This is a genomic window from Campylobacter sp. JMF_04 NA10 (assembly GCF_027737655.1).
Lineage (GTDB): Bacteria > Campylobacterota > Campylobacteria > Campylobacterales > Campylobacteraceae > Campylobacter_B.
Genome location: NZ_JAOVTZ010000004.1, coordinates 82,641 through 98,016, shown reverse-complemented (window position 1 = coordinate 98,016; position 15,376 = coordinate 82,641). Strand labels below are relative to the sequence as shown.

Genomic DNA, 15,376 nt, shown 5'->3' with positions numbered 1-15,376 from the left:
ATTTATTAATATTATTTTATAAAAATTTTAAAATTTCGCCAAATTTTAAAATTTTGTTACCATAAGTAACGCACAAAAAAATTTTCAAATTTTATTTAACGCAATTTTAATAAATTTCCAACCTAATTTTGTATTATTCACAAAATCTTACAAAAAAGGAGTAACATGCCTGATCAAATCAAGGTGCGTGGGCACAACTTCCCAGACCTAGAACCGCAAAACTCGGAAGAAGTTGCGGAAGTAGCGCAACTAACCGATGTTGATTCGTTTCCGAAGCGTGGCATTATCATTGCGATAGTAGCGGCGTTGATCGCATTTGCGCTTTACAATGTCTTGCCGTTTGAGCCAAATGTCAAAAAGGGCTTGGCGCTTTTGGCATTTATCGCGATTATGTGGCTTACAGAGGCTGTGCATATCACGATTACAGCGCTTATGGTGCCAGTTTTGGCTGTGGCGATTGGGATTGGCAAAATTGGCAAAGACGGCGAATTTACGGCTTTGACGCTAAAAAACGCCTTGGCAAATTTCGCAAACCCTACGATTTTTACATTTTTTGGTGGATTTGCCCTAGCTACGGCACTTCACATGCAAAAACTCGACAAAAAAATCGCAACATGGCTTATCCAAAAAGCTGGCGGACGCCTTGGCGTGGCTGCGATTTTGATATGTATTACAACTGCGCTTTTATCAATGTGGGTATCAAATACCGCAACTGCTGCGATGATGTTACCGCTTGCGCTTGGAATTTGCGCAAATTTAGACGCAAAGAAAAAAGAAGATCGTGGCACAATCGTCTTTTTACTCTTAGGAATTGCCTATTCAGCTAGTATCGGAGGACTTGGCACGATTGTTGGCTCACCGCCAAACATTATCGCAGCCGAGGCTTTGGGCTGGAATTTCGCTGATTGGATGAAGGTTGGACTTCCGGTAATGCTTTTAATGCTTCCATTAATGTTAGTGGTGCTATATTTGGTCTTCCGCCCAAATTTAAATCACAAAGTAGAGATTGAGCTCGAAGAAATTCCATGGAACAACAAGCGCATACTTACCGTCATAGTTTTCGTAATCACTGCGTTTGCGTGGATTTTCTCAAAAGACATTAGCAAGGTAATCGGCTTTAAAATCGACGACTCCTATGTCGCTGTGTGCGCTGCAATCGCTGTGGTAATGCTAGGTCTTGCTAAATGGCACGATGTGGCTGAAAACACAGAGTGGGGTGTTTTAATGCTATTTGGTGGAGGACTAACGCTAAGTGCGGTGCTAGGCATGTCAGGGGCTTCTAGCGTGCTAGGAAACCTAGTAGCTGATACCTTCAAAGACGCGCCTGTGTATTTGGTATTGCTTGTAACTGCTGTATTTATCATCTGCCTTACAGAATTTACTAGTAACACTGCCTCGGCTGCGCTTTTGGTGCCTGTATTTGCGGGCGTAGCAGCTCACATGGGCTTGCCGAAAGAAACACTTACAATCGTAATTGGTATCGGCGCAAGTTGTGCGTTTGTAATGCCAGTAGCAACTCCGCCAAATGCCCTAGTTTTTGGCACTGGCATGATTAAACAAATGGATATGATTAAAGCAGGTGCTTACCTAGCCTTTGCTGGTGCGGTGATAGTATCGCTTTATGTTTATCTATTTTTTGCATAAAATTTAGTTGCGAGATTTTCTCGCAACTACTAAATTCTGCCAAATTTCACCTGCTAAAATTTATTAAAATTTTGATAAAATCACCAAATTTCATTTCAAAGGATTTTTATGAGAAGCGATATCGTTAAAAAGGGCTACACACGCACACCGCACCGCTCACTTTTTCGCGCGACAGGATTAAAGGACGAGGATTTTGATAAGCCGTTTATCGGCGTGGCAAATAGCTTTATCGAGTGTATTCCGGGGCATTTTTATCTCAATGAATATGCCAAAATCGTAAAAGACGAAATTCGTAAAAATGGCTGTGTGCCGTTTGAGTTTAATACAATCGGCGTTGATGATGGTATCGCAATGGGGCATAGCGGAATGCTTTATTCTCTGCCAAGTCGCGAAATCATCGCAAATTCGATAGAAACCGTGATGAACGCTCACAAACTCGACGCCCTGTTTTGCATACCAAACTGCGATAAAATCGTGCCCGGTATGATAATGGGAGCTTTGAGAGTAAATGTGCCTACGATTTTTGCTAGTGGTGGTCCAATGGCCGCTGGCAAGGGGCTAGGTGGCGAACAAATCGATTTAAATACCGCATTTGAGGCTGTTGGCGCGTATGAGACCGGCAAGATTAACGAAGAGCAATTAAAAGCTATCGAGTGCGCGGCATGTCCTGGTGGGGGAAGTTGCTCTGGTATGTTTACTGCAAACTCAATGAATACCCTATGCGAAGCTCTTGGAATCGCACTTAAAGGCAACGGAACGATTCTAGCCCTTACGCCTGAGCGCGAGGAACTGTTGCGCGCGGCTGCTAGAAGAATTTGCGAAATTGCGCTTGATGAGAGATTTAAAATCCGAAATTTAATCAACGAAAAATCGATCCGCAACGCCATGGTTATGGATATGGCAATGGGCGGTAGCTCAAATACGATTTTGCACATGCTCGCAATCTCGCGCGAAGCGGGCGCACCGCTTGATATCGCGGAATTAAACGAAATTTCGCGCAGTGTGCCTCACATAGCCAAAGTCAGCCCAAGCCTACCAGGAGTTCATATGCAAGATGTGCAAAAAGCAGGCGGGCTAGGTGCTATAATGAAGGAAATAAGCAAATTTGATAGCTCTTTGCTTGATTTAAATTTACTCACAATCAGTGGCGAAAGCCTAGGCGAGCGTATCCAAAACGACGATATCAAGGACGAAAACATAATCCACACCGTAGCAAACGCGTATTCTAAGCGTGGCGGACTAGCGATTTTGTTTGGAAACTTGGCCGAGCAAGGCTGTGTTATAAAAGCCGCTGGAATCATCGGCGAGCGCAAATTTAGCGGTAAAGCGATTTGCTTTAACAGCCAAGACGAGGCAATCGAGGGGATTTCTGGCGGAAAAGTGCAAAAAGGAAATGTAGTCGTCATACGCTACGAGGGCCCAAGAGGCGGTCCTGGTATGCAAGAAATGCTAAGCCCAACTAGCCTAATCGTGGGCCGTGGGCTAGGTGCTGATGTCGCACTCATCACAGACGGGCGTTTTAGCGGTGCTACAAGAGGGCTAAGTATCGGCCATGTAAGCCCAGAAGCAGCCGAGGGCGGTATGATAGGGCTACTCAAAGACGGCGATATAATCGATATCGATGTGGATAATTTCAGCATAAATGTCCGCCTAAGCGATACAGAAATCGCCGCTCGCCGTGCCGCGTGGAAATACGAGGGCAAAAAGGTCGAGGGCAGATGGCTTCGCCAATACCAAAAACTAGTAACCAACGCCAGCAGTGGCGCGATACTAGAAGCGTAGATTTAAATATAAAACCCTTTTTTAAATTTTAAAAAGGGTTTTAAAATAGTTAAATTTAGACTTTATAAATTTTGCAAAATTTTAAAATTTAAAGGGCAAATTGCCCTTTAAATTTACGCATTTAAAAATTCTTTGATATTTCCTGCGATTTTGGAGATTAACAGTTTGCGCGCTTCCACGCTCGCCCACGCAATGTGCGGAGTAAGGATCAGATTTGCCCTGTTTTTCACGCCAAGAAGCGGATTATCAGCGTTAATCGGCTCTTTTTCGACTACATCAAGACCCACGCGAAGTCCCATTTCATCGATAGCCCATGCCAATGCGCTCTCATCAGCGATTCCACCACGACCAAAGTTCATAAACACAGCGCCTTTTTTCATTTTAGCGATTTCATCTTTGCCGATTAGCCCTTTTGTTTTTTCGTTTAATGGTGCATGAACCGAGATGATATCGCACTCTTTAAGCATAGTTTCCAAATCCACCCTTTTAAACTCAGCGTCATCGTGCGCCCCGCTTGTAGAGTAGTAGCAGACATTTGCGCCAAAGGCTTTTGCTATGCGCCCTACTTCGCGACCGATTTCGCCAAGGCCGATTATTCCGAAATTCTTGCCAGAAATTTGATCAATTGGCGCGTTTAAATGTGTGAAAATTTCACTCTCGCACCATTTTTTCTCGCCGTATTCGGCGTAGTATCTCACATCGTTTAAAAGCGCTAGAAGCGTAGCAAAGGCTTGTTGCGATACGCTTTTTGTCGAATACCCAGCGACATTTTTCACAGGCACGCCATGCGCCGCTGCCGCTTCGGAGTCGATATTGTTCGTGCCGGTTGCGCTTACGCAAATTAGCTTTAAATTTGTCTTTTCGAGCACCTCTTTTGTGATTAAAACCTTGTTTGTGATTACAATATCAGCGCCCGCTAAACGCTCGATTGTCTGCTCTGGCTTGGTTTTCGGATATGTTACAAGCTCGCCCAAGGCCTCAAATTCGCTGAAATTTGCGTCGCTTCCTAATGTATCAGCGTCAAGTAAAACAATTTTTGGTTTCATTACTCCACCCCTTCGATGTAGTGACCGACAAATTTAGAATAATTGTCGATGATATCTGCGCCCTTCCTAAATCCAAGCGCACAGCCTTCAAAAGCGTAAAAGACCCCAGCTTGGTATTTTGCGCCGTTTTTATCAGTGTTTAGATTTGCAAATTCTTGGTATAAGAAATTTTGGTTTGCGTATTCGCCACCATTTTCTTTGATTTTTTTGCCGTCTTCGTCAAAAATACTCACATTTGCCCCCTCGCGCCCAAAAAACGGCTTTTTGACCATTTTTTTGCCGATTAGTGGCTCGCACGCACTTTCTAGCAAAAGCGGGTGATTTGGGTATAAATCCCATAAAATTTTCATTATTCCCTTGCTTTGAAAAAGTAGCGTGTATGCGGGATTTAGGATAATTGCTTTTTGGTTTTTCATTATGTTTTTTAGTATCAAGGCTAGCTCGCCCTCCTCGATAGCAATCGCCTCCCACGGGATTAGTTTGCACCAATACTCGTAGTTTTCGCCACCAAAAAATACACCCTTCTCGTCGTCAAACTCGACCTCGTGCGCGTATGCAAAGGCTGTCTTAAAGCCCGCTTCATCGGCAGCTGTTTGCAAAAGCCTGATTGTTTTTTCGTCCTCATCGCTTCCAGCGACCGAGCTAAACAAAATTTTCCACCCCTCGTAAAATTTATCAAATTCCTCTAACTCTCCACCCAAAACGACAAGGCGTTTGAAATTATCGCTAATCGCGGCGAAAAGCTCGTTAAACTGCGCCATTTCATCAAGTCCGTTTTCTTTAAGTAGCGCCCACTGAATAATCGCTGTTTCAAACACAGCCGTTGGCGTATCGGCGTTGAATTCGAGCAGTTTTATCGGTTCGCCATCTAATCCACCAGCGAAATCAAACCTGCCATAAAGGTGCCAATGCACATCATTTTCCCAGCTCATTTTGATAATTTCTACTAGATTAAAGGGAATTCCAAGCTCGTGAAAAAGGTCATTATCTATCACATACTGCGCCGCTGCGATAAACATATCATACAGCTCGTTTGCCGCCTCGTAGTAGGCGTTTGCCTCCTCTGCGCTCACGCTTACGACCTCATCTGCTATGTATGCTGATAAATCCGCGTCAGTGTGCCACGAAAAGCCAAGTTTTTCTAAAAATTCATTGCTTAGCGGGGTTAGTTTTTTGAGTTTCATCTATTTCCTTGAATTTTAAAATTTAGCCTAAATTTGGGCAAATTTGGGGCAAATTTAGCCACCAAATGCACTACCGCCACTTTTTGCGGGCGCGCTTTTCTCGCCTGATTTTGAGCCGAAAAACCCGCTTTTGCCACTTTTTGCTTTGGCGTTATTCGCCCTAGCCTCTTTGAAACTATTTACACTCCTTGAATACGCGCTAGGGTTTTTAAAGGCTGTTTGTCTGTGCGTTTGATACGCTGGTGAGCCAAAGAGTTTCGAGCCTATCCATGAGCCGATGATTGCGCCTGCTGCACTTGCTAAAATCGCCTCGCCAAGGCTGTATCCGCCACTAGAAATTTCGGCGTTTTGATTAGTTAAATTTGAAGTGCCAGCGTCGATTTTGGCGTTTTCCTCAGCCAAAAGTGCATTTGTCTCAGCCTCGCTTAAAATTCTCTCGCTTCCGTCCAAGCTTTTTAAGATAATTTGCGTTTTTTCGCTAGGAAATTCCTCTAAAATTTTATATTTTCCGGGCGCTACTTCCTCGATTCTAACTAGCGCGCCCTCTTGGACACGAAGCTCCAAGCCTGCATTTTCGCGCTCGCAGCCTGCCAAAGCACCAGATAAAATCAGTCCGAAACCGCCCACAATCGCATAACTTGCAATTTTTCTAATTTTCATTTTTTTCCTTTTAAATTTTTGATATCTAAACTCTTATGCACCAAAAGCTCATCGCCAATGACCCTGATTAGCTCGTTTGCGCCGATATTTTCGATGATTAGACTCTGGGCTTTCATCCGTTTTTTGCGCCCTAAATCTAGGCTTTTGATAAATTTCGCTAGGCTTAGCCACTCGTTTTCATCGAAAATTTGCTCTTTTACCTCGACATCGTATGGTTTTTTATCACGCGCGCTCTCGCCGATTAGCGGTTTTTCGAAAAACGAGAGAAAATACCCAAGCTTCTCATCTCGCTCTTTATACATGAGCTTGATTTCTTCTTTTGATGAGATTAAAATTTCCTCTTTTTCGCGGTAAAGTTTGTCTTTATCATTTTGTAAGGTTTGGATTTGTTCTTTTAGCTCGGCGATTTCTTTGATTAAATAATCAATAAAATTTTGGTTCGAATTTTGCGAGGCAGGTTTTGAGGGGCGCACCTTTGCGCTAGCTCCTTGCGCGCTAGAATTTGAAATTTCGTCATTTTCGTCTTCTAAAACGACATATTTTACGCCATTAATCTCTGTCGTGCGAATAGAATTTCGCCTGATTCTATTGTAAATCGCCTCTTTTGAAACACCCAAAATTTCGGACGCTTCGCTTATAGAAACCTCTCTCATAATTCGCCTTATCCGCGTTGAAATTTTAAAACTGGGTATTATGGCGAAATTTGCCTAAAAATGGGCTTTAAATATCAAATTTTACGGACAAATTCAGATTTTTTTCGTGAAAAAATATCCAAATTCTATAATTTTAATATGTAATTAATCTTTTAAGAGTAAAATCGTGCATTTATACAAAAAGGACATTTCATGGAGAGTAAAATCTCGAAATTCAGGCAGAAGCGCTACTTTTTTTACGCTATCGCTTCGCTGTGGCTTTTCATCATGCCGTGGCTTCAAATAGGTGGCAAACACCTGTTTTTAATCAGTTTTGAAAAAAAAGAAATTCACCTTTTTTTCAACACCTTCTCGACGCAAGAATTTTTCTTAATGCCGTTTTTGATAATATTCTTTTTCATTTCGATATTTTTCCTAACCACGCTCGGCGGGCGCGTGTGGTGTGGCTGGGCCTGTCCGCAAACGATTTTTCGCGTAATTTATAGAGATTTAATCTGCACTAAAATTCTTAAAATTCGTGGCTCTATCACAAACAAACAAAAGGGCGAAAAAGGCGGCGCAAAGGGTATTATCGCGGTTGCGCTTTTTGCCATTGTTGCGCTGATTGCAGCCTCAAATTTGCTCTGGTTTTTCGTGCCACCACAAAGCTTTTTTGCCTATCTTTCAGAGATTGGCGAGCATAAACTTCTCTTTGGTATAGTGCTAGGATTTGCGGCGTTTTTGACATTTGATATCACATTTTTGGGCGAGAATTTCTGCGTTTTTATCTGCCCTTACGCAAGGATTCAATCAACCATGCTTGACGAAGACTCGCTTGGCGTGATTTACGATGATATCAGAGGTGGCGCAGTTTATGACGAGCATAAAAATTTAATCTCAAACAAGCCTGCTAATGGGGATTGCACCGGCTGTCAGGCGTGCGTGAGGATCTGTCCGACACATATCGATATCCGCAAAGGCATGCAGTTAGAGTGCATAAACTGCCTAGAATGCGCCGACGCATGCTCAAATACAATGAGTAAGCTTGGCAAAGCTCCACTTATCAACTGGACGAGCCTAAATGCGCAAAAATCGCAAAGCAAGGTTAAATTTATGCGATTTCGCACGATTGGCTATATCGGCGTGCTAGCCGCTGCGCTAATCGGGCTAGTGGTGATGAGTGGCACGAAAGAGAGCATGCTTTTAAACATCAATCGCAACACCCAGCTCTATAAAATAGATTTCGACGATAACGGCGAAAAAATCGTCAAAAACAGCTATACATTTTTATTCGAAAACACCCACAGCGAACCGCACAGCTTCTTTTTTAGCGTAGATAACGAAAATATCAGCATTTCTCGCCCAGACGAGCCTGTGAAAGTAAGTCCTGGCAAAAAGGCAAAAATCATAGTCTCGCTTACAAGTAAGGCAAATTTGAGCCTAGAAAACGAGCACGATAATGTCGTTTTACCGCTAATCATCAAAGCCTACGCGGTTGATGATGAAAAAATCAGCATTACACGCGAGAGCGTATTTGTCTATCCGCAACAAAAATTTATTGATAGGAAGGATTAATGGCACAAAAATCAAGGTATTATAAATCGCAAATTCGCATAGAAAAGATTTTCGAGGTGGCCACAGAGCTATTTTTACAGCGAGGATATGACAGCGTCAGTCTAAATGATATCGTCGCTATCAGCGGTGGCTCGCTTGCCTCGATTTACAAATATTTCGAAAGCAAGGAAAATTTGTTTTTGCATGTGGTCGAATTTCACACCCAAAGGCTTGATAAAAAGCTAGATAATCTGCTTAGCTTAGACGAAAACCTCGCGCCACAGGAGTATTTGAGCGAATTTGCTCCGATTTATTTCGACTTTATTTATAGTGCCGAAAATCAAAAATTTCTAAAAAATATCCTGCTTGGAACCTCAAAAACCTTTGGTTCCATGCTAAAAAATGTCTCCAAAATCTTCTTAGATACCAGCACGCTTGCATTTCCAGCGGGGCTGAGCAATTATTTTAGGGCGCATATTGATGAGTTTGATAGCGCAGATCCCGAGTATTTGGCGCGCTATTTTTGCTTTTTGCTTCGCGAACCGCACTTCAACCGCCTTATATTTTTCGGCGAAGAGCCAAATTTAAACAAAGAAAATTTCATAAAAGACCGCATTAAAATCTTTTTGCACGGCGTGAAAAAGCAATAAATTTATGCGAAATTTAGCGAAATTTAGCCTTTTGGCGTTTTTGTGCGTGGGCGCGTTTGGCACGGATTTATCCAGCGTGGCAGAGAAAATTTACGCCAACGAAACAGGGGCGAAAAAGTCAAATTTAATCCACTGGAATAGTGGCGAGAATTTCCCGTCCTTGGGGATCGGACACTTTATCTGGTATAAAAAAGACGAAAAAGACAAATTCGAAGAGAGCTTTCCAAATTTAGTGAAATTTTATAAAATTCGCGGCGTAAGCTTGCCCAAAATACTGCGCCTGCACTCTCACGCGCCTTGGCAGAGCAAAACCGCGCTTGATGCGCTAAAAAAATCAGGCGACGCGGATTTAATAGAGCTAGAAAATTTTTTGTATCAAACCAAAAATTTGCAGGTAGAATTTATCTATGAAAGGCTTCAAAACTCCCTAGAAAAAATGCAAAATTTAAGCGACAAAAAAGAGCATATCAAATCGCAGTTTTACCGCGTCGCAAGCTCACCAAATGGGCTTTATGCGCTCATTGATTATGTCAATTTCAAAGGCGAAGGCATAAAAGAGAGTGAGCGATACAGAGGCGATGGTTGGGGGCTAATGCAGGTTTTGGAGTGCATGAGCACGCAAAAAGAGACAATGAGCGAGTTTCGCAGGTGCGCGAAATCTCTCTTAGAGCGCAGGGTGGCTAACGCGCCCACAAACCGCGATGAAGCGCGCTGGCTGGCCGGCTGGCTAAAACGCTGCGATACATATAGATAAATTTTAAATTTTGCTTACGCAAGCCCGTAATACTGCGCCGAATTTTAAATTTGGCAAATTTTGCAGAATTAGGCAATGAATTTGGATAATTTTTCTAACGAAATTTTCGCTTTTTTTATATAATCTTTGAAATTTTAACTAAGGGGCAAGTATGAAAAAAATCCTACTTTTTTTTCTTTTATTTTTCTTTGGCTGTGCGGGAAATGCCGCTGACACAAAGGTTTCACAAGGATTTAATATGAGTGGTAAAAAGGTGCTAATCGCGTATTTTTCGCGCGCAGATGAGAATTATCAGGTGGGCTATATAAAGAAGGGAAACACTGAAATTTTGGCTGAGTATTTGGCTGAGTTTAGCGGCGGCGAACTCTTTAAAATCGAAACTATCGCGCCCTATGCCAAAGAGTATCAAGCCGCGATAGATTTTGCAAAAAGCGAACAAAAACAAAAAGCAAGACCCGAAATCAAGCCATTTGATAAAAATCTAGCCGATTTTGACGCCGTGTTTTTGGGCTTTCCTACTTGGTGGGGCGATTTGCCAATGGGTGTTTTCACATTTTTAGAGGGGCAAAATTTTGGAGATTTGCCAATTTTCGTCTTTAACACCCACGAGGGAAGTGGGCTAGATAGGACAATCAGCTCGGTCGAAAAAGCGACAAAAGCCAAGGTTTTGGGCTATTTTAGCCTGTATGGAAGCGTGGCGCAAAATCAAAGAGAGAAAGCCAAAACCGAGCTAAAAGCGTGGTTTGATGAGATTTCAAAATAAATTTTGCAATGAAATTTAATAAAAAATCGTTTTACTGGGGCGCGATTTTCGCCCTAGTTTTATGTATGAATTACAAAAAATTTGGCGAGATAGCGCATGAAATTTTGGGCTTAATCTTAATCTTTTTCGCCCTTTTTCACGCCTTTTCGCGTCGTAAAAGCTTAGCCAAATTTAGGGTGCGAAACGCCCTAAATTTCGCCCTTTTAGGCTCATTTTTAGCCACTTTTGCAAGCGCTGTTTTTCTTAGCGAGCATATTTTTTCTTTTATTGATTTTGGTTTTGGCTCGGACGCAGCCAAAAATATCCACATGTTTGCCACGCACGCGCTATTTTTGCTAAGTGCTACGCATTTGGGGCTAAATTTTAGAATTTTTGCAAATTTGCTTAGCGTGAAATTTGGTAAAATTTTGCAATTTTGCCTCTTTTTAGCTCTTTTGGCTTTTGGAATTTATTCGTTTGTGGATCTGCATTTTTACGAATATCTGTTTTTTAAAACCGGTTTTGGATTAGAAAACAAAAATACATTTTTATTCAGCAGTGCCGAATATTTGGCGATTTTTGCAGCTGTTATGCTAGGCGTAAGAGCGATAAATTTGAGATTTAAATTTTAGGGTTAAATTTTAAAATTCTAGGGCAAATTTGCCCTAGATGGATTAGATTTTTTTGTATGGTGCTTGACCGACTTCGTAGAAGTTGTTTCCCTCGCAATCAATTGCGACAATCGCTGGGAAATCCTCGACTGTTAGTCTTGCCACAGCCTCTGGGCCAAGCTCAGGGTAAGCTAAAACCTCGTATTTTTTGATACTTTGGCTAATTAGCGCGCCAGCTCCGCCGATAGCTACCATATAAACACAACCTGATTTTTTCATAGCTTCAACTACTGCGTCGCTTCTATAACCCTTACCAATCATGCCGTTAATGCCTACTTCGTTAATCATTGTCGGAGTGTATTTATCCATACGACCGCTTGTAGTTGGGCCTGCTGCGCCTACTGCTTGACCTGGTTTTGCAGGTGTTGGGCCAAGATAATAAATAGTCTCGCCAGCTAAATTTACAGGCAGTTTCTCGCCACGAGCCAAAGTCTCAGTCAAAGCCTTGTGAGCAGCGTCGCGTGCTGCGATGATTGTGCCTGTGATTAGGACATTATCACCAGCTTTTAGGCTTTTTACTACATCTTTATCAAATGGAGCTGTTATTCTTTTTACTTCTGACATAATTATCTCCTTAAAGTTCAGCACTTGCGTGGCGTGCTGCGTGGCAATTGACATTAATAGCTACTGGAAGACCTGCGATGTGAGTTGGATACCACTCTACATTTACTTTAACAGCAGTGTTTAGACCGCCTAGACCTTGTGGGCCAACGCCTGTTTGTCTAGCAAGCTCTAATAGCTCATCTTCTAGTTTTGCGTATCTTTCGTCTGGGTTTCTGCTATCTACTGAGCGAACAGCTGCTTGTTTTGCAAGAAGCGCTGCTTTATCCATTGTTCCGCCGATTCCTACACCAATTACCATTGGAGGGCATGAGTTTGGACCAGCGTATTTAACAGTCTCTAAAAATACTTTTTTAACACCCTCGATACCGTCGGCTGGAACTAGCATTTTAAGAACTGATTTGTTCTCGCTACCAAAGCCCTTTGGAGCTACTGTGATTTTTAGCTTGTCGCCTGGGACGATACGAGTGTTGATAACAGCTGGGGTATTGTTTGTGGTATTTTTGCGCTCAAAAAGCGGCTCAGCTACAACTGATTTTCTTAGGTAGTTATCAACATAGCCGTTTTTAACGCCCTCGTTGATAGCGTCCTCGATATATCCGCCCTCGATATGCACATCTTGACCAAGTTCTACGAAAACTACCGTCATACCTGTGTCTTGGCAGATTGGAGCTACGCCTTTTTCTGCAAGATCAGCATTTTGAAGCAATTTGCCAAGGATTTCTTTACCGATTGAAGAAACCTCAGTCTCTTTTGCTTTTTCAAACGCTTTTCTCATATCTGGCGTTACTACATAACAGGCTTTTTTGCAAAGCTCTGCAACTGTTTTAGAGATTTCACTTGCTTGGATTGTTCTCATTGTATTCTCCCAAAAAATAGTGATTAAAGATTATACCTTTTTCAAATTTAGCAACCACTTAAAATAGTATAAATTTATGCATTTAATTTTTAAAAATAAATTTCAAAGCCGAAATTTTAAAATTTGGCCTTTAAATTTTCCTTACAAGCTCAGGAATTACAAGCTCAAATTTCACTCCGTCGCTACGCCTCCACTCGCTATCACTCATAGTCTCTTTCATCGCGCTTACGACGAAATCAGCGGCTATGCGGATTGCGGTTTGGAGGGATTTGCCACGCATTAGCGCACCAAATGCAACCGAGGCAAAAATATCGCCCGTGCCGTTGTATTTCACAGGTAGTAGCTCGTGGAAATACTCGCTCACACGCCCGTCTTTGGCGTCGTAGCTAAACACGCCACACTGCTCGCTTATGTAATTAATCCCCTTTAAAATCACCTTTGATGCGCCTAAATCTTTTAGTCCTTCGAGCAAATCAAAGATAAATTCCCTCTCGGCCTTTTCTCGGTATTTCACGCCGACCATTGCGCAAGCTTCCGTGATATTTGGCGTAATCACATCTGCACTAGCGCACAAAAGCGCCATCATACGGGCAAAGTCGCTATCAAATCCAGGGTAAAATTCGCCATTATCGCCCATACATGGATCGACTAATATCGTCTTTCCACTTCCGCCAAATTCCATAAAAAGTTCGCTAATAAGCGCGATTTGTTCTTGCGAGCCCAAAAATCCAGTGTAAATCCCGTCAAATTCCACCCCCTGCTCGTGCCAATGCGACATTATAGGGCGCAAATCTTTGGTGAGATCGCGAAATGTAAAACCGCTAAATCCAGTATGCATAGAAAGCACCGCCGTAGGCAAAACGCTAACACTTAGCCCCATTGCGCTAATCACTGGCAAAGCAGCGCTAAGCGAGACCTTACCCACGCACGAAATATCTTGAACACTAAGAACTCTTTTCATCTACTTCCTTGATTAAATTTTTGCGCCATTTTACAGTTATTTTGCCTTAATGTAAAATTTAGCCCTTTTTGCGCGTTTTATAGAGATAATCGTATCAGCCACCAAAAAGCAAATAGCCATAAATAGGCAAATCATCAAAATATACGAATCAGGCTCGATTTTTTCGCCCAAAAGCAAAGAAACGCCCAACATCAAAAGTGGCTCGACATAGATTAATAGCCCAAAGAAATTTATCGGAATTAGCGCGCTTGATAAAATTTGAGCCAAAAGTGCAGTCGCACTCAATAGCGCCAAAACCGATAAAAGCGTGTAAATGTTTGGATTTTGCACCGCGACCGCGCTAAGGTCAGTATTGCTTACAAACCACAAACAAAACGGCAACAAAAGCGCGATTTCTAGGGCGAAACTGCTAGCCCCTTCTAGCCTGAAATACCGCCTTAGGCAAAAATACAGCGGAAATCCTATAAAAACAATCGCGCTATGCCACGACGGCGCGCCTCCAATTAGGATTTTTGAAAACACTCCAATCACCGCAAAGCCCACGCACAGAGCTTTTAGGCGCGAAATTTTTTCGCCAAAAACAAGATTGCCAAAAATCACCATGGAAATGGGCATTATGAGATATCCGATCGAGACTTGCAGTGCGTAGCCGTTACTTGGCGCCCACAGATACAGCCACATCTGAATTCCCATTGTAGCGGAAGTCGCGAGTAAAATTATGAGCAAAAACGGCTTTTTTATCAAACGGACAAGTAGCTTTTTCATCTCTGCTTTTTTGCCGCCTAGCACCAAAAACAACGCTACTATCGGAAATGTCACTAGCATGCGATACCCCAGTAACTCCTGCCCGCCAAGAGGCTGCATGAAAACCGACATATAATAAATGCTCGCAAACCCGATAGAAGAAAACAGCGATAAAGCGATACCTTTTAACATTTTTTGAAATTTAGCAAGGCTAAATTTAATCCTTTTTTGAAATTTAAATTTTGGATTTTATTAAAATTTGACTTAAAAAATAATGGCTGAATTTTGGCAAATTTGAAATTTGCCAAAATTTATTAGTGAGAATTTTTGCCTTTTTGCGCGCCGCCCGCCTCGCCTTTTGGCGCACGAGCTGGCAAAAGTGCGTTTAGGATTTCGCCCTCTTTGAGATTATATTTAGCACACGCTTCGCGTAAATTTAGACTTTCGTCGAAATTCGCTATACCCTTACCCTCTAAAAATGCGCTAAATTTCGCATTATCCGTGCCAAATGCGCCTTTAAATTTGCTAATTTCCAAATTTAGAGCCTGCATATACACAGCCCTAGCTGGATTTCCAGCCCCGCTAGCGCCTTTGAGGCTGTATCCAGCGTATCCGCAGCTAAGCACGATAATAGCGCAGATTACAAGCCCCTGCCAGCCTTTAAAATAGAGTTTAAAAGGTTTGAAATTTATGAAAATATGCACCAGCGCAAGGGCTAGCATAGCCATGCCAAAGTATTCGTGGAAATTTTTCATAACCCCACTTTTTAGCCCAAAAAACATACCGGCCCCACTAAATGCGACGAAGCCAAAAACAGCGATTAAAAGCCCGGTTCCTACAAATCTAAGCGGTTTCAAAATAGCTCCTTTTATAAAATTTAAAGGCGATTTTAGGCTAAAATTTTAACCCCAAAATCGCCCGAATCTAACCGA

16 protein-coding genes are annotated in these 15,376 nt (G+C 42.3%); 7 read left to right on the top strand and 9 right to left on the bottom strand.

Annotated features, from left to right (window positions below; all coding sequences use genetic code 11):
- The first annotated feature begins 165 nt into the window (after positions 1 to 165).
- Together OFO12_RS06530 and ilvD are read left to right on the top strand one after the other, a co-directional pair.
- The gene (locus tag OFO12_RS06530) at positions 166 to 1,644 is read left to right on the top strand and encodes an SLC13 family permease (protein WP_270869906.1); all 1,479 of its coding nucleotides are present in this window, start codon (positions 166 to 168) and stop codon (positions 1,642 to 1,644) included.
- A gap of 108 nt (positions 1,645 to 1,752) precedes the next feature.
- Positions 1,753 to 3,426, top strand: a complete 1,674-nt coding sequence (ilvD, locus tag OFO12_RS06525; RefSeq protein ID WP_270869905.1) for a dihydroxy-acid dehydratase — start codon at positions 1,753 to 1,755, stop codon at positions 3,424 to 3,426.
- Positions 3,427 to 3,539: 113 nt separating this feature from the next.
- On the opposite strand, the gene OFO12_RS06520 is transcribed toward ilvD, so the two are convergent.
- Genes OFO12_RS06520 through OFO12_RS06505 form a run of 4 tightly spaced genes read right to left on the bottom strand, consistent with a single transcriptional unit; the run spans position 3,540 to position 6,969 of the window.
- Positions 3,540 to 4,472: a D-2-hydroxyacid dehydrogenase gene (locus OFO12_RS06520; RefSeq protein ID WP_270869904.1), complete on the bottom strand. Its 933-nt coding sequence runs from the start codon at positions 4,470 to 4,472 to the stop codon at positions 3,540 to 3,542.
- On the bottom strand, positions 4,472 to 5,656 hold the full coding sequence (locus OFO12_RS06515; RefSeq protein WP_270869903.1) for a glutathionylspermidine synthase family protein: 1,185 nt from the start codon (positions 5,654 to 5,656) through the stop codon (positions 4,472 to 4,474). Before OFO12_RS06515 ends, OFO12_RS06520 begins: the two co-directional genes overlap by 1 nt.
- Before the next feature lie 54 nt (positions 5,657 to 5,710).
- Complete coding sequence (locus tag OFO12_RS06510; protein ID WP_270869902.1) at positions 5,711 to 6,316, bottom strand: UPF0323 family lipoprotein; 606 nt, start codon at positions 6,314 to 6,316, stop codon at positions 5,711 to 5,713.
- Positions 6,313 to 6,969, bottom strand: coding sequence for a DNA-binding protein (locus OFO12_RS06505; protein ID WP_270869901.1), 657 nt, complete (start codon positions 6,967 to 6,969; stop codon positions 6,313 to 6,315). The genes OFO12_RS06510 and OFO12_RS06505 overlap by 4 nt, the downstream gene beginning before the upstream one ends.
- 192 nt (positions 6,970 to 7,161) lie before the next feature.
- Between OFO12_RS06505 and ccoG the strand changes: the two genes are divergently transcribed.
- From ccoG to OFO12_RS06480, 5 genes are all read left to right on the top strand, one after another.
- Positions 7,162 to 8,523 (top strand): cytochrome c oxidase accessory protein CcoG, encoded by a 1,362-nt coding sequence (gene ccoG / locus OFO12_RS06500; protein WP_270869900.1) that lies wholly within the window; start codon positions 7,162 to 7,164, stop codon positions 8,521 to 8,523.
- Positions 8,523 to 9,152, top strand: a complete 630-nt coding sequence (locus OFO12_RS06495) for a TetR/AcrR family transcriptional regulator (protein ID WP_270869899.1) — start codon at positions 8,523 to 8,525, stop codon at positions 9,150 to 9,152. The genes ccoG and OFO12_RS06495 overlap by 1 nt, the downstream gene beginning before the upstream one ends.
- A gap of 4 nt (positions 9,153 to 9,156) precedes the next feature.
- Entirely contained in the window at positions 9,157 to 9,906 is a 750-nt protein-coding gene (locus tag OFO12_RS06490) for a hypothetical protein (protein WP_270869898.1), read from the top strand.
- A gap of 151 nt (positions 9,907 to 10,057) precedes the next feature.
- Positions 10,058 to 10,669, top strand: a complete 612-nt coding sequence (locus OFO12_RS06485) for a flavodoxin (RefSeq protein ID WP_270869897.1) — start codon at positions 10,058 to 10,060, stop codon at positions 10,667 to 10,669.
- A gap of 8 nt (positions 10,670 to 10,677) precedes the next feature.
- The gene (locus OFO12_RS06480; RefSeq protein ID WP_270869896.1) at positions 10,678 to 11,280 is read left to right on the top strand and encodes a DUF4405 domain-containing protein; all 603 of its coding nucleotides are present in this window, start codon (positions 10,678 to 10,680) and stop codon (positions 11,278 to 11,280) included.
- 42 nt (positions 11,281 to 11,322) lie between these two features.
- Here the strand turns inward: OFO12_RS06480 and OFO12_RS06475 are convergent, their stop codons facing one another.
- The 5 genes from OFO12_RS06475 to OFO12_RS06455 form a co-directional block, all read right to left on the bottom strand.
- On the bottom strand, positions 11,323 to 11,883 hold the full coding sequence (locus OFO12_RS06475) for a Fe-S-containing hydro-lyase (RefSeq protein ID WP_270858686.1): 561 nt from the start codon (positions 11,881 to 11,883) through the stop codon (positions 11,323 to 11,325).
- Positions 11,884 to 11,893: 10 nt separating this feature from the next.
- The gene (locus OFO12_RS06470) at positions 11,894 to 12,739 is read right to left on the bottom strand and encodes a fumarate hydratase (protein WP_270869895.1); all 846 of its coding nucleotides are present in this window, start codon (positions 12,737 to 12,739) and stop codon (positions 11,894 to 11,896) included.
- 130 nt (positions 12,740 to 12,869) lie between these two features.
- Complete coding sequence (locus OFO12_RS06465; protein WP_270865455.1) at positions 12,870 to 13,700, bottom strand: pyridoxamine kinase; 831 nt, start codon at positions 13,698 to 13,700, stop codon at positions 12,870 to 12,872.
- Positions 13,701 to 13,736: 36 nt separating this feature from the next.
- The gene (gene rarD, locus OFO12_RS06460) at positions 13,737 to 14,636 is read right to left on the bottom strand and encodes an EamA family transporter RarD (protein WP_270869894.1); all 900 of its coding nucleotides are present in this window, start codon (positions 14,634 to 14,636) and stop codon (positions 13,737 to 13,739) included.
- Positions 14,637 to 14,758: 122 nt separating this feature from the next.
- Entirely contained in the window at positions 14,759 to 15,301 is a 543-nt protein-coding gene (locus tag OFO12_RS06455; RefSeq protein WP_270869893.1) for a DUF4405 domain-containing protein, read from the bottom strand.
- Positions 15,302 to 15,376 lie beyond the last annotated feature (75 nt).

Excerpts from the sequence above, each read along its gene's own strand:
- OFO12_RS06530 (WP_270869906.1), top strand. The coding sequence starts at position 166 with ATGCCTGATCAAATCAAGGTGCGTGGGCACAACTTCCCAGACCTAGAA.
- ilvD (WP_270869905.1), top strand. The coding sequence starts at position 1,753 with ATGAGAAGCGATATCGTTAAAAAGGGCTACACACGCACACCGCACCGC.
- OFO12_RS06520 (WP_270869904.1), bottom strand. The coding sequence starts at position 4,472 with ATGAAACCAAAAATTGTTTTACTTGACGCTGATACATTAGGAAGCGAC.
- OFO12_RS06515 (WP_270869903.1), bottom strand. The coding sequence starts at position 5,656 with ATGAAACTCAAAAAACTAACCCCGCTAAGCAATGAATTTTTAGAAAAA.
- OFO12_RS06510 (WP_270869902.1), bottom strand. The coding sequence starts at position 6,316 with ATGAAAATTAGAAAAATTGCAAGTTATGCGATTGTGGGCGGTTTCGGA.
- OFO12_RS06505 (WP_270869901.1), bottom strand. The coding sequence starts at position 6,969 with ATGAGAGAGGTTTCTATAAGCGAAGCGTCCGAAATTTTGGGTGTTTCA.
- ccoG (WP_270869900.1), top strand. The coding sequence starts at position 7,162 with ATGGAGAGTAAAATCTCGAAATTCAGGCAGAAGCGCTACTTTTTTTAC.
- OFO12_RS06495 (WP_270869899.1), top strand. The coding sequence starts at position 8,523 with ATGGCACAAAAATCAAGGTATTATAAATCGCAAATTCGCATAGAAAAG.
- OFO12_RS06490 (WP_270869898.1), top strand. The coding sequence starts at position 9,157 with ATGCGAAATTTAGCGAAATTTAGCCTTTTGGCGTTTTTGTGCGTGGGC.
- OFO12_RS06485 (WP_270869897.1), top strand. The coding sequence starts at position 10,058 with ATGAAAAAAATCCTACTTTTTTTTCTTTTATTTTTCTTTGGCTGTGCG.
- OFO12_RS06480 (WP_270869896.1), top strand. The coding sequence starts at position 10,678 with ATGAAATTTAATAAAAAATCGTTTTACTGGGGCGCGATTTTCGCCCTA.
- OFO12_RS06475 (WP_270858686.1), bottom strand. The coding sequence starts at position 11,883 with ATGTCAGAAGTAAAAAGAATAACAGCTCCATTTGATAAAGATGTAGTA.
- OFO12_RS06470 (WP_270869895.1), bottom strand. The coding sequence starts at position 12,739 with ATGAGAACAATCCAAGCAAGTGAAATCTCTAAAACAGTTGCAGAGCTT.
- OFO12_RS06465 (WP_270865455.1), bottom strand. The coding sequence starts at position 13,700 with ATGAAAAGAGTTCTTAGTGTTCAAGATATTTCGTGCGTGGGTAAGGTC.
- rarD (WP_270869894.1), bottom strand. The coding sequence starts at position 14,636 with ATGTTAAAAGGTATCGCTTTATCGCTGTTTTCTTCTATCGGGTTTGCG.